Raw genomic sequence first — 13,814 nt, 5'->3', positions numbered from 1 at the left:
TTAGAACGGCCACCTAAGATTTAATTCCCGCTAACCGCTTCATGTGTATTTTTTTCTTTTTGGGCTTTTTCTTTTTCCTGTTTAAATAAATAATAAAACCGGTTATCGGAAGTGATGCAGCGATAATGCCGGCCAAAAGGTAAATGATCCTGCCGGTGATTCCTAAGATACTTCCGGTATGTAAGTCGTAGTTTCTTTCTCTTAATGCAGTTCCATATGGTATATTATGGTCTTTATACCGTTGGTGCTTTACAATCTCCCCTGAATACTGGTCAAAATTATATTGCTCATTCCGGTACTGCCGGTTGTCATAGGTCACCTCAGCATAATAAGTACCTTCTTCTGTTCTTGGAAAATTGATCAGTGCCGATTTTTTATCAGAAAGCTCTTTTATCACTTGTGTTCCGACTATATCCAACATGTTTTTCTGATTGGTAAATTCGTCGGATGGGAGTTTACTTTTGGCTTTCTGTTCGGTAGATACACCACCGTTCAATGTCTTTTTTACCCATTTGTCTACATCTTCAAAATTCCATATCAATGCTGAATAAGCAATCAGCAGCAAAGGAATCACGGCATAAAATCCTAATACATTGTGAACATCATAGTTGATTCTTTTCCAGTTGGCCGATGTTTTAATAAAGAACATTCCTTTCAGCATACTTTTGCTCATCTTCCGGGGATACCAAATCACAAGGCCTGAGAAAAGGATAACTGCGAATATAAGCGTAGCATATCCTGTAATGGTTTTCCCAATCTTTTCGCCCAATAAAAGTCTCCGGTGAAGATCCAGTACGATTTCAAAAAAATCTTTTTTGGCGTCTTCTATTTCCTGTACTTTTCCTGTGTAAGGATCCATATAAACACGGTAATAATACAAGTAGGTTCCCCAATAGGTCAATGCATCGTTGTCCATTTTCAAGGTACGGAATACATAGGTTCGCGAAGGATCGGAAGACAATTGAACCCTTTTGATTTTCAACCCTTCCGGCAGTGCTTTTTCTGCTCTTGCAGCAAGATCGGATAAAGGCAGTTTCTCCTTCCCTGTCCTTTCCACAAAATACCTTTGGGGGTGTATGATCTGCTTTAATTCTTCTTCGAAAGCCAGGATACAGCCTGTAGCTGCCATGATAACAACTATAAGCCCGGACGTTAGTCCGAGCCATAGATGTAACTGATATGCAATTTTTCTAAATTTGAGCTTCATAGTTAAAACTTAAGGCTAACCTCAGCCACAAAGTTACGCGGCATCTGAGCTACTACAACCCCCTGCCCTGCGAAATATTGTGCATTGCCTAAATTATTCATTTTAAATCCTAGTCTATACCTTTCTTTTTCAAGGGAAATAGAGGCATTGATTAAAGTATAGGCAGGGAATGTAAACTGTCCGGTAGTAGTTCTGTTTCCGGTAATTTGTTTTCCTACACGATTCACTCCGAAACCTACTCCCAGTCCCTGAAACCCTTTAATAGGAAGGATATAACTGATCCATGAATTAAATACATTAGCCGGACCTGCAGATTCCGGACGGCGTCCTTCTACGGAAGCATCTGCTTTTTCAAATCTACTGTGGTTGTAAGTATATCCTGCCATAATATTTAATCCCTGAACAGGATTCATAATGGTTTCGATTTCAATACCTTCACTTCTTTGCTGCCCATCCTGAATCGTAATATTATATTCTTTTCCGTTACGCACTACACCGGTTCCCCGCTGTATATTATCGACCAGGATATCATAATATCCGACTGTAAAATTTACTTTGTTTCTCCAAAGGTTTCCCTTTACTCCCACTTCCCACTGATTAGCGGTTTGCGGTTTCATGTCTCCGCTATAGTCCGGTAATGGCTGTGTGACAGGTGGCGTATAGCTAAAGCCGTTCATATAGTTTCCATAGGCTGATAAATGGTCTTTAAGGATTTGATATACCAGTCCTACCTTGGGAGACCATGCGGTTTGATTGAAATCTCCTGTACGCATATTATTGCTCAGGTTAAGCTGGCCCTTGCTTTCGTAATGATCAAAACGTAAACTTAGTACAGTGATCAAACGGTCAGTAATATACACTACATCAGAAACATAAGCCCCATAAAGATTGGCTGAACTCGTATTCCTTACCAAAGGCGCCGTAGAAGTTTGAATTTTCTGAAGGGCCAAATCTCTGGAAATATTTCCATAACCGCTTAACGTTTGCCCGTTGACGTAGTCAAATACAGTAATCGGAGAATGATTATTGTTAATAGACTGATTGAAATAGTCTAATCCAATAAGTACTTTATTTTTAATTTTTCCGATCGTAAATTCTCCGTTAAAATTCTGCTGAATACTGGTAGAAGCAGCTTCTGAGTTCTGCCATTGCACATTGCGTTCCAAGGTTGCATCATTGTCATTTCCTCTGATAAACTGGTATTGGTATAAGCCTTCCGTTTTTCTGTAATTACGGGAAATCAGGGTCTGTGAGTTCCACTTATCTGAAATTTGGTAATTAACCTCAGCTTTTACATTGATTGACGGAGCTTTTAAGGTTATATCATTATTGGAATAGGATTTTTTCCAGTCAAATCCAAGTTCATCCGGTGTATGTGCGAAAAACTTTCTGGTTCTGGGAAGGAAAATAATGGGGGTATTAGTTCCTTCATAATTGTAAATCTGAGCTCCCAAACTAAACTTCAGCCTGTCATTCACCTGGTAGCTTACTATGGGGGCCACAAAAAATGATTTTCTGAACTCAGAATCTCTGAAACCATTCTGATACTGATAAGCAGCATTCAAACGGAACAAAGTTTTCCTTGAATCTGTCACGGGACCGTAAACATCAGCCGTTATACGGTTCAGGTTGTAACTTCCCATAAGGTAGGACGCCTCACCTCCGAAATAGTCTTTCGGCTTTTTTGTCACTACATTGATGAGTCCTCCAAAAGACGTTACGGCTCCTCCGTATAAAGTTCCCGAAGGTCCTTTAATAACCTCTATACGTTCAATATCCGCAGGATCGATTTCTCCATTGGTTGTTGCCGGAACTCCGTCTACCATGGATACTTTTGTAGGAAAACCTCTGAGGCTGTAGTAGAAACTTCCGTCTCCTGAACCTCTTCCCGGGCTCCCCTGCATTTTTACCATACCGGGAACATTTTTTAAAACTTCCGAAATATCATAAGTAAGCTGTTCTTTCATGATCTGCTGGTTAATGCTCGTATAGGCCTGAGGATTTTCTAAATTTTTCAACGGCATTTTAGAGACGGAAGTACTGTCTCTGTCCAGGAATTTATTTCTGCTGACGGCATACACCGTAATTCCTTCAATGACATTGTTCTTTTCCGGAGCGTGAATCGTTGGAATCTCATAAACATCTTTCTCAATGCGGATAGGCTCCCGCATCAGTTCAATATCATTCAAAACCACCTGGAGAGTATATTCTCCAGGGGTAACATTATCAAAGTAAAATTCTCCTAAATTATTGGTTTTTGCCTGATAAGACGTGTTGACAAGTCTTAAAAGAGCATTTTTTACAGGTGCCTGTTCAGACAGCATGACCTTGCCATGGATACGTTCGCTCTGCTGTGCAGAAAGAGAACTTGAAGATAAAGCAAGTGCCAAAAGTAATATAAGGGTTTTAGATGTTTTCATGCTGTAAGTTTTGTAACAGGGGATAATTTATTTTACCGTTTTGTGATAATGGAAATGATTCTATAAGTTCGGTGCGTACATATTGGGGATTGATACGCAGTTTATTTTTGATGGTCTCAGTGATGACCTGAGGGTCTATTTCCGGATTGTCATAAAGTACAACGATCTTCTTGTCATTGGAATTCAGACAAACAAAAGTATTTCCCTTCAGTTCGTTTTTAAGAATAAATTCCACCTCATCCAGATTCAGACGGATTCCAAAAAGTTTCATGATACGCTTGATCCTTCCTGTGATATAATAAATTCCATTCTGCCCTTTTCTGGCTGTATCTCCCGTATGCAGTACCAGCGGCTGTTCATAGGCAGTGAGATCTTCCAGCTTGTTCGCATACCCTCCAAAAATACTGGAGTGTGAAAAAAGCAGTTCATCTGTTTCCGGGTCTATACTGAAATTCCCCCCATGTACAGGCGTTCCTATGGACGTTTCCTCTTCCAGTAAACCGTCCGTAGTAAGATAGGCCATCCTTCCGCCGGCTTCTGTCTGGCCGTATTGCGCAAAGAATTCTTTTTCGAATTCATGGCAATAAGAAAAAAGTGTTTTTCTCAGCTCCCCGTTGATCACTCCTCCGGTATGGGTAAAATATCTTAAACCCGGGCTGTCTTTTCTGAAGAATCCTATTCTGTTCAGATTTTCATAAAGATAAGGAACGCCGCCTAACGTACTGTAGCCATACTCTTCCATTTCTTCCCAGAATGCCTTCTGCATGATATCCTTATCGGAACACACTATTCTTCCGGCACGCATACAATTGGTGGTAAAAATAGAGAAGCCGTACACAAAATTGATAGGTACATTTAAAGGAACTACATCAGATTCCAGGATAGGCATATACTGAAGAATACTTATGGCATTCTGATAAAGATTATCATCCGAAAGCTTCACCAGTTTCGGAACCCCAGTCGTTCCTGAAGTGCTCAGAAGGATTTTGATTTCCGGATGAATGCTAATCTCACTTTTATAATCATCCTTCATAAAAATCTTAATGGTATCTGAAAATTCTTTCAGGCTGTATCCGGGAATTTCTTCCCTTTGCGGATCGAAGATGTATTTGGGACGGTATTCCGCTTCAATACGGTCTTTGAATTCGGTATGCAGCTTCTGTCCCAGTAAGGCAATGGTATGCGCTGTCCCGTAAAAATTGAGCAGTACCTCTATGCCGGGCAGTTGATTGTCATTGTACAAAAATAGCAGCCCTTTTTCTACAGGATTTAAGCCTAACGACCGGTAAAGGGTTCCCACCGGAATTGTCCTGCCGCTTGAAGCTTCTGTAAACAACAGGTTCTTGTTGGCAATTATATTTTCTAAAATTTTCATAGGTCTAGTTTTCTACAAATACCTCGTATTTTTTCATTTTCTCACGAATTTTTCCGACAGTACCCATCTCCAGAATATCATTAAAATCAAATTTGATATGATAAAACTGTTCAAGTGCTTCTACAATGAGAAGATGAGACATGGAATCCCACTCCGGGATTTCCTGATAGGTAAGGTTTTCATCTACCAGTTCTTTTTTTACTGCAATGGCAGAAGCGATGATTTCATAAAATTCTTCTGTTGTGTTCATTTTAAATTTTTATAGTTTTCCATTTTCCATTTTTAAAAATCAATAAGAATAATACAGCCAGTACAATTTCCGAAGAAACAATGGCCGTAAAAATTCCTCTCAGTTCCCATTGAAATCTTACCCCTAAGAGATAAGCCATAGGAAGCTGAATAACATAAAACATGATGATATACAGCAAGGTAACCTGCATGATATTTCCTGCCGCATTAAGGGCACGGCTGATCACCATTGTGAATCCCAATAGCAGATAAGCCATAGAAACCACATGGATATACTGAACGGCATACCTCGCAACTTCAGGTTCTGCAGTGAAAAACTTCACCACATATTCTGCGGCAAGCTGCCAGAACAAGGCTACAGCAACCAGATACGTCATATTGATTGTTCCTGCTCTCCAGACTGTTTTTTCAGCACGGTCCGAATCTCCGGCCCCTAAATTCTGTCCCGTAAGGACTCCGGCAGCGTTTCCTATTCCCCAGGCAGGCATTGTTGCCACCGAAGCAATACGCTGGGCAATAATATATCCGGCAAGAGCGGTGGTTCCGAAAGTGGAGATTATTTTCACCATAATCAGCCAGCTGGATGTTGGGATGATATACTGAACCAGCCCTCCGAAAGCTATTTTCAGAATCTTTTGCAATAGTGGTAAGTCCAAATGAAAAGGGACTAAAACACTGATGCTGGTCTTTCCGGACAGCAGTATAAAAGCTTGATATAAAACCGCCAGCAGTCTTGATAAAACCGTAGCATACGCCAGGCCCATCAGTCCAAAAGCGGGAATAAATCCTATTCCAAAAACAAGAATCACGGCAAAGACAATATTAGAAATATGACAGATCCAAAGTGATTTCATAGCAAGATCAGCATCTCCTGCCCCTCTGAAAAGTCCGTTCACAGAAAGACGCAGGATTACCAGCCCTATACTCAGAAAAACCAGTCTTGAAAATGACAGTCCTTCATTGACTGTATCAGCATTGATTCCCAGGAAGCCAACGATCTCTGAAGCGAACAGGCAGGATATTCCACCTATCAGCACGGCAAAAAACAGGGCCAGCAGAATAATATAATGAGCAGTTCGGCCCATCCCCTCCTTATCTTTTTCACCAGCTCTTCTGGCGGTAAGGGTTGCTGCAGCGATACCAAGCCCTACAGCAATGGCATAGGCAAAATTGATATAATTATCCGTGATCCCTACCAGACCCAGAACCTTATCTCCTAATTTGGCGATAATTAACAGGTTAACGCTGACAAAGACGGATTCCATCACCAGCTCCATCACCATCGGTATGGCTAAGCTAAAGATGGAACGGTTGATACTTCCGGAGGTCAGTTCGACTTTTTTTCCGGCTAAGGCCCCATAGGTAAAAACCGTTCCTTCTTTTAGTATATGCAGGAATTTCCTCATATTACTGCTACAGAATTTTTATTGGCGATCTGATACAGCGGGTTAGGCAGTGCACCATCCTTTCTTGGGATAGCAAATACTTTGTTCTCGCTGTACCCGTTATTTTTCAGACGCAGACTGTTGATGTAAAACCTCTTGAATGAAGGAACATACAGATCATATTTCTCGTATCTCTCCTGCAGGTGGGCATTGTCTGCTTTGTAGCGTTCAATACAGTCATGAACAAGTGTCCAAAATTCCTCTTCCTTGAAATCTGAATACGTATGCAGTACATTGGACAGGTATCTGAAGAAAGCATCAAAAACCCCAAGAAGAATAAACAACGGAATATTTTCTTTATTGGAAGACTGGATCAGTCCGTCAGCTAAATGGGCAGGAAGTTTTTCTCTTGCTTCCGTCGTAAGTACGATATCATCCACAAAGTCTTTGATCACGATTCGTTGAGGAACTCCATTTTTTAATACCACCATAATATTTTCTCCATGCGGAGTTACACATAATGAGTGGGTATAATAAATATGGAGTAATGGAGTAAGATAAGCATCAAGATAACTTTCTATCCATTCTTTGATATTCATTCCGGCTTTTTTTGCAAAAGCTTCTACCAATGGAAGTCCGGTTTCATCTACATAAAGCAACGAAGCCATGGTTACCATTTGTTCATCCTCTTTCAGGTAATTTTCTGCACTTTCACGCCATAAAGCTCCAAGGAATTCGTTGTACTGATAAGGTACATTGGCAATAGCTCCGTACTGCGGATGCAGATAAGCGATTGAAGCTTCTTCACCCAGGAAAATGGTTCCTTTCCTCTCCAGATAAGAATCATCTTTAATCAGGCTTTTTACCCATTCTGTAATGGAAGGGGCTATCTTCATCTGCTTAGGAGACAATCCTCTGATATTTCCCGTACTCAGGATAGAAACTGCCGTTTTCAGATATCTTTTTTTAGGATGATCCATATTGAATAAAGTACGGATGCTCTGCTGCGGACTGTAGATATCATCTCCTTCTCCCAGCTGGATCAAAAGTCCTGATGCGATATCCCCTGCAAAATGAATTTGAAGCTTATGTTCCCACTGCCAAGGATGTACAGGAATAAAATGATAGTCCTCAACACATTTTCCTTCGCTTATCAGTTTTTGCTGAAAATCGTTATACAGCAGCTCTCCAATCTCGGAACGGTAGAACTCTTCCCTATTGATATGCTCCAATGACTGGAATGCCGATCTGCTCTTATGGGAAGCCAGCCAGATAACTTTTAGGTTCTCTTCAGCTTCGGGAGCAAAGGTTTTCAGATCACGGGGAGAAAAGCCCAACCTGCTTTTATTGACGATCACCCAAGGATGCCCTGTCATATGGTGCTCTACGGTCTGATAATCTGCTGCGGCCAAATCTTGTGAAGACATAATGCCTTTTGACAAAATCAAGGCATCACAGTATAAGGTATGCAGCAATTCTTCCGTATATCTTGCAATAGTATAAGGATCCAAATCAAATACAGACTGCATTTCTAGGAAGAAAGCCGCTACCTCCACAAAAGATAAGACCTCTCCGTTTTCAGTTTTTGTGATGCTGTCTTTATCAATATGCCAGTAATCCATCATTCTTTCCTGTCCGCGGAAGCTGTAGACTACGTTTTCAAATCCTGTTTCAAGCTGAAAAACCGTATACCCTTCCTGATCTTCAAATGCAGATACCGGTTTTAAGAGTTCTTCGTGCATTAATTCTGCAATCGTTTTGGCCATTAGATTTCTGTTGGCCTGCTGCCAGTTGTCCTGGCTTATCGTATTTTTTAAGTTGGTGTTCATTTTTTACAATTAAATTTGGGCAGTGGGTAAATCAGCGTATTTTTCTACATCAAAATCCTGAAAAGCGATTTTTTTCTCAATTTTATAATACTCCCTTCCAAGGATATCATTAATGATGTAAGAATTTCGGTAAGCAGCCATCCCCAGGTCTGTGGAAATATAGCTGTGGGTGTGTACTTCTGCGTGAAGTACATAAATTTCACCACCATTATGGTCTATTGAGTAATTTCTGTTGACGTCAAATAATCCGCCGGAGTCTCTTTTTATTCTGGACTGGATATTCTTTAAGAATGAAGGCTCATGATAACGGTATCCGGTTCCCAGAATCAGGTAATCCGCTTCCTGCTCGTAAGGAACTTCCTGTTCCAGTTGAGTAAATTCAAGATGGATAAGTTCCTGGCTGCTGTTGTCAACCCTATTCAGCTGGCTGTTCGGAATAATTTTAAGCAGAGTGTCAACATTGTCGATATTCAGATCGTAAATAAAATCATAGATATCGTTGATCAAATCATAATTGATTCCTTTAAACTGGCTTTGCTGCTTGCTTAAAATAGTTTTCCTTGCCGTTTCTGTTCTGTTAAAGAAATATTCTACATAATCAGGCGAAGTAAGCTCCAGGGTCAGCTTGGAGTATTCCATAGGGAAAAATCTGTCCGGACGGGAATACCAACCAAGTTCCGTTTTTTCATTCCTGCTCTGAAGAAGATCATAAAATACCTCGGCAGCACTTTGTCCGGAGCCGATAATTGCTATTTTCCTGCCTTCAGATAAGAGTTCTTCCTTTCGGTACAGATAAGAACTGGTATGGATGATACGGGAATCATCTTTAGGAATAAAAGGTGGGATGTGCGGCTGTGTTCCGGTTCCCAGGACCAGTCTTTCCGTTTTAAAAACGGTTGTTTCTTTGGTTTTTGTATGAACCGTAGTGATCAGATAAAGACCGTCCACATAATGAATGTCTACGACCTGGGTTGAAAAACGACATTCCGGAAGCTGTTCAATCACCCATTGGCAGTATTTGTTGTACTCTTTTCTGGGGATAAAGAAATTTTCCCGGATAAAGAACTTATAAAGCCTTCCGGTTTCCTTCAGGTAATTCAGGAGGCTTAGGGGATTCGTAGGATCAGCCATGGATACGCAGTCACATAAAAAAGGAGTCTGTAGGGTCACATGATCGATCATTAACCCCGGATGCCAGTCGAAACCATCTCTCTGGTCAAGAAAAAGTGTTTTCAGTTCCGGAATCGGGTGAGATAAGGCTGCCAGTCCAAGATTAAAGGGACCTATTCCTATGCCTATTACATTATATATGGTTTCATTATTCATTTGTGGTGATGTTTGCGGTGATTTGTACGTCTTTGTTTTGCGGAAACTTTTCCCAATACCATTCGCGGTAGCAGAAATTAAGATTGGCTTTTTTATGCGGCATTTCGATCACTTTTTCCACTTTGAAGCCAACGTGTGCCTTATTCATCATGGATGCAAGAGAATCTACAGATCCTTCCCCTACCATTTTACCTACCTGTGGCTGTGCAAAAACGTAGTCGACCATTGATTGTGTAGATGGAGATACATATTTCTTCTTTGGATCAATAGGGGCAATGAACTGATGGGTTCCATAATCGGTAGGCAATACTTCATAATAATCTCCTACGATATCCCTGCAGGCCCAGTAAATCTCTATATTACAGGTGGGTTCATCATTGCTTGCTATGATATAGCTGTGGGCTTCATCATCTGGAAGCATCAGCCTGTAATACGTCTCCAGCTCGTCGATTGGCCAGTTCATTTGCCATATTTTTACAGCATGCTCGCGGTTAAACCATTCGTGAAGCATTTCAAGATCATTTTCAAGGTCTATCGGACGCATGCTCATCGTCACATCTTCTTTCTGAAAATAACGGGTAAAGAAAACTTCTTTTCCTTCCGGATGGATCAGCTGGTCTGAAAAGAAATATTTGTGAAGAAGATTAGGTACTTTAGCATAGGAAATTGCAGCAGCATTTACCCCTCCATCTACCTCAGAAACCGCTGACTGAAGGTTGGATTTCGCAGCCCAATATCTTTGGTGCAAAGCATAAGCTGTCAAAGCTGAAGGCTCGTACTCATGAAGGTTCTCAAATTCCCTGTACAGAATATTGATCAGCCTTCTCTCGCTGACCAATCCTGTTTTACCTATTGAGGAGATCAGGGCACTGAGATTACTCACTAAAAGATGATGAGAAATGATATCTAAAAGACGCTCATCCCTGATAAAAAGGTCATCAACTTCAGGACAGTTCTCTATTAGCAACTGGTATTTCTCCTTAAAGCTTTCTTTCAGCAGATATCCCTGCCCGTCCCGTACATAGAGTGTCTGGGGAAGAAGCTGATCATCCAGCTGGATCATCAGGTTCTGCTGGTGGACTTCCGGTGCCATCCCTAATTGGCTGAATAACCTGTTTAAAGGCGAAAGCAGAAGATCCACATATTTTTCAAACCAGATGATTGCTGCTTTCTCCGGTTCCATGCCCAAGTGATCAGCAACATTTTTAAAGAAATGTGTTATAAAACTGAACCCGTCTATGGATTCGTCCTGACAAAGCCTTGCCAATAAAAGAACCTTATCATCAGTGGAAAAAGGATTTTCACGGATCAGGATATTCAGACTTTCCATATTCTTACCTTCATAATGAACGCTTAATGTGGAAGGTTCCATCAATAATTTAAAATTCGGGAAATTTTCTTCAAATAAGGCTTTTTCATTTTGCCACCATATTGCAGAAGCATATCCTCTGTTCAGGTCTTTTAAACTGTTTGTTCTCACAGATCCCGTCATTAAAACATGCAGGGAAAACTTCAGCATCCAACTGAAATCGGGATTGTACAGCGTCCTTATAGAAGAGGTTGCATAAAAATCTTCTCCCAGTGGCCCGATATAGATGATTTTCCCTGATCCAAGCATTTCCGGATATTCTTCTGTTGACAAAAGATACTGCGCTTCCCATGGATGGCATGGTACGATGTAGAAATCATTTGTGTTGTCAAAATCGTAACTTTCTGGTATTGACACCCATTTCTCGAATATCTCTTTTGCTGAAATTCCGGGAAGTGATTTTTCAGAGATACAGTCTTTGTGAATCAGGAAATAATCAAGTTGAAATCTTTTTCCATATTCAGGACCGTACAGCACATGCTCCTCTTCAGAAAATCCCATCCTGGATTTAGTGAACGGATGCAGATTGTGGCCTGCCGGGAGCATTTGCTCGGACTCTAAAAATGAATAGGACAAAGGTTTTTCTTTTTGAGAACAGGCCTCGGTAGTCAGTTCCAGATTTTTCAGGCTGCTCTTAACCCGTTGGGCAAAACGTTCAAAACCTGTCTCACTCTGGGTATCGGAAAATTCCTGATAAATAAGCTCGATAAGCTTTTCTGTGCCTGCTTCAAAAGTCTTTTGATTCTCATGGTCAACAGCCCAAATAGGAAATCCGTATTCATGAAAAGCACTTTCGGAGCGGTAAGAAACAGGAGCAAATAAAAAGATTCCGTTTTTCTTCATCTCAAACCTCATATGCAGTGGATAGTCACTTTTTTCAAGGGCCTGTGCGGTAAGAAGATCATATTTCGGACTTCCCTGATAAAATTTTCCGTTTCCCAGCTCTCTCAGCATTCCGTTGAGCAGAATCCTTAAGGTCATTTCACGGGCCTTCTGGCCGGTTTTATTTTTCTGTACTAAAGTCTTTTCCATGCATTTTGATTGTAGTGAGGATGTGATGAATGTCTTCTGTGGTGGTTATCGGGTTCAGGAAGGTAAACTTCAGATAGAAATTTCCGTTGACCTTTGTACTGGCTACCAGGATTTCTCCACTGTAGAAAAGTTTCATTTTGATATACTGGTTCAGGGCATCCTGATTGCTGATTTCCGGTCTTATATACCGGAAAACAAGAACACTCAGGTCAGAATCGGAAAGAAGTTCAAATTCAGGATCTTCAGTGATCATTGCAGCAGCATCTTTGGTAAGATCGATAACGGTATCCGTGTATTCTGCAAGCTGTTCCTTACCCATCATTCTTAAGGTAAACCATAGCTTCAGAGCATCAAACCTGCGGGTACTCTGGGTAATGGATTTATTGATCTGAGCAGGAATTTCCTCTTCATCCATTTCTTTGGGATTCAGGTAATCTGCATGATGCTTCAGGATCAGCAGTTCCTTTTTATTTTTTACAATAAAGGCGCTGCTGCTGATAGGCTGGAAGAAAGATTTATGATAATCTATCGTTACCGAATCTGCCCTTTCAATTCCATTCAGCAGATCACGGTATTTCTCACTTAATAATAAAGCACAGCCATAGGCAGCATCTACATGCATCCATATGTTATAGTGTTCTGCTATATTGGCGATATCATCCAATGGATCAATATTGCCAAAGTCGGTAGTTCCTGCAGTGGCCACAATACCAATAGGAATATTTCCCATCTGCTCCTCTCTTTTAATATACTTCTTCAATAGAGAGATGTCCATACGGAATCTTTCATCGGTAGGTACTTTAATAATACATTTCTCACCCAATCCCATTATGGATGCATTTTTGAGGTTACTGAAGTGAGATTTATCAGAAACAAAGATTCTGAAACGATCTGCTTCACGGGGCAGGCCATCCGCTTTAATGTTGTGATGGTACCTTTTTTGGGAAAAGCAGTCGCGCATCATGACCAATCCCATTAAGTTGCTCTGTGAGCCTCCTGCTGTGAATACACCATCACTTTCGTTGAGATTATAGCCAATCTGCTCTGCGGTCCAGTCAATGAGTTTTCTTTCCATAAAAGTCCCGCCGGCGCTCTGATCATAAGTATCCTGGGAGGAGTTGATGGCACTTACAAGAATCTCACCTGCCAAAGCCGGAATTACCACCGGGCAATTGAGGTGGGCTACATATTGAGGTAAGTGAAACGCTGTAGCATGTTTTACATAAATATCATCTACCTCTGCAAGAAGTTCGTTATAATTTGAAAGTTTTTGATTAAGGTCGATCTGTTGTACCATCCCTTTCATTTTTTTGGCTTCTATACCGCTGAAAGGTTTGTCATTTCTATGAAGAAATTCTTGTACAAGGTCTAAAGTACTGTTGACAGCATTACGATAATGATCATAATTGTCAGGATGAAAAATATTCCCAAAATTCCCCAAAATGTGAGGTAAGGTAGTGCTTGATAGCTCTTCGAGGGATATTATATTGTTATTCATAAAAGTTTTTGTAAGGTGATTTTTTTAATCAATGAGTTGTTGTGGTTTTTTGATATATAGCATTATATATCTGATAGTCAGGTTTTTAATTTTTACATTTTTTTTATATTTTATTTGGTGGTTG

The 13,814-nt window shown here is 40.6% G+C and carries 9 protein-coding genes; all 9 read right to left on the bottom strand.

From position 1 onward, the window contains the following. Nucleotides 1-13: 13 nt before the first annotated feature. The 9 genes from MUW56_RS21830 to MUW56_RS21790 are packed head-to-tail and all read right to left on the bottom strand — an operon-like array spanning nucleotide 14 to nucleotide 13,690. Nucleotides 14-1,207, bottom strand: coding sequence for a PepSY domain-containing protein (locus MUW56_RS21830; RefSeq protein WP_292015186.1), 1,194 nt, complete (start codon nucleotides 1,205-1,207; stop codon nucleotides 14-16). A gap of 2 nt (nucleotides 1,208-1,209) precedes the next feature. Next, nucleotides 1,210-3,627, bottom strand: coding sequence for a TonB-dependent receptor (locus MUW56_RS21825; protein WP_292015185.1), 2,418 nt, complete (start codon nucleotides 3,625-3,627; stop codon nucleotides 1,210-1,212). After that, complete coding sequence (locus MUW56_RS21820; RefSeq protein ID WP_292015184.1) at nucleotides 3,614-5,002, bottom strand: AMP-binding protein; 1,389 nt, start codon at nucleotides 5,000-5,002, stop codon at nucleotides 3,614-3,616. Before MUW56_RS21820 ends, MUW56_RS21825 begins: the two co-directional genes overlap by 14 nt. 4 nt (nucleotides 5,003-5,006) lie before the next feature. Beyond that, nucleotides 5,007-5,252: an acyl carrier protein gene (locus tag MUW56_RS21815; protein WP_292015183.1), complete on the bottom strand. Its 246-nt coding sequence runs from the start codon at nucleotides 5,250-5,252 to the stop codon at nucleotides 5,007-5,009. A 1-nt stretch (nucleotide 5,253) separates the two neighbouring features. Continuing rightward, nucleotides 5,254-6,657: an MATE family efflux transporter gene (locus tag MUW56_RS21810; RefSeq protein WP_292015182.1), complete on the bottom strand. Its 1,404-nt coding sequence runs from the start codon at nucleotides 6,655-6,657 to the stop codon at nucleotides 5,254-5,256. After that, a complete protein-coding gene (locus tag MUW56_RS21805) occupies nucleotides 6,654-8,465 on the bottom strand; it encodes an IucA/IucC family siderophore biosynthesis protein (protein WP_292015181.1) in 1,812 nt (603 codons plus the stop codon). The genes MUW56_RS21810 and MUW56_RS21805 overlap by 4 nt, the downstream gene beginning before the upstream one ends. 9 nt (nucleotides 8,466-8,474) lie before the next feature. Further along, nucleotides 8,475-9,791, bottom strand: a complete 1,317-nt coding sequence (locus tag MUW56_RS21800) for a SidA/IucD/PvdA family monooxygenase (protein ID WP_292015180.1) — start codon at nucleotides 9,789-9,791, stop codon at nucleotides 8,475-8,477. Further along, nucleotides 9,784-12,192: a GNAT family N-acetyltransferase gene (locus MUW56_RS21795; RefSeq protein ID WP_292015179.1), complete on the bottom strand. Its 2,409-nt coding sequence runs from the start codon at nucleotides 12,190-12,192 to the stop codon at nucleotides 9,784-9,786. Before MUW56_RS21795 ends, MUW56_RS21800 begins: the two co-directional genes overlap by 8 nt. Continuing rightward, complete coding sequence (locus MUW56_RS21790) at nucleotides 12,164-13,690, bottom strand: aspartate aminotransferase family protein (protein ID WP_292015178.1); 1,527 nt, start codon at nucleotides 13,688-13,690, stop codon at nucleotides 12,164-12,166. Before MUW56_RS21790 ends, MUW56_RS21795 begins: the two co-directional genes overlap by 29 nt. Between the last annotated feature and the right edge of the window lie 124 nt (nucleotides 13,691-13,814).

Source organism: Chryseobacterium sp. (assembly GCF_022869225.1).
In the GTDB taxonomy this organism is placed as follows: Bacteria; Bacteroidota; Bacteroidia; order Flavobacteriales; family Weeksellaceae; genus Chryseobacterium.
The sequence above is the reverse complement of the archived record's forward strand: the minus strand, read 5'-3'. Positions and strand labels throughout refer to the sequence as shown.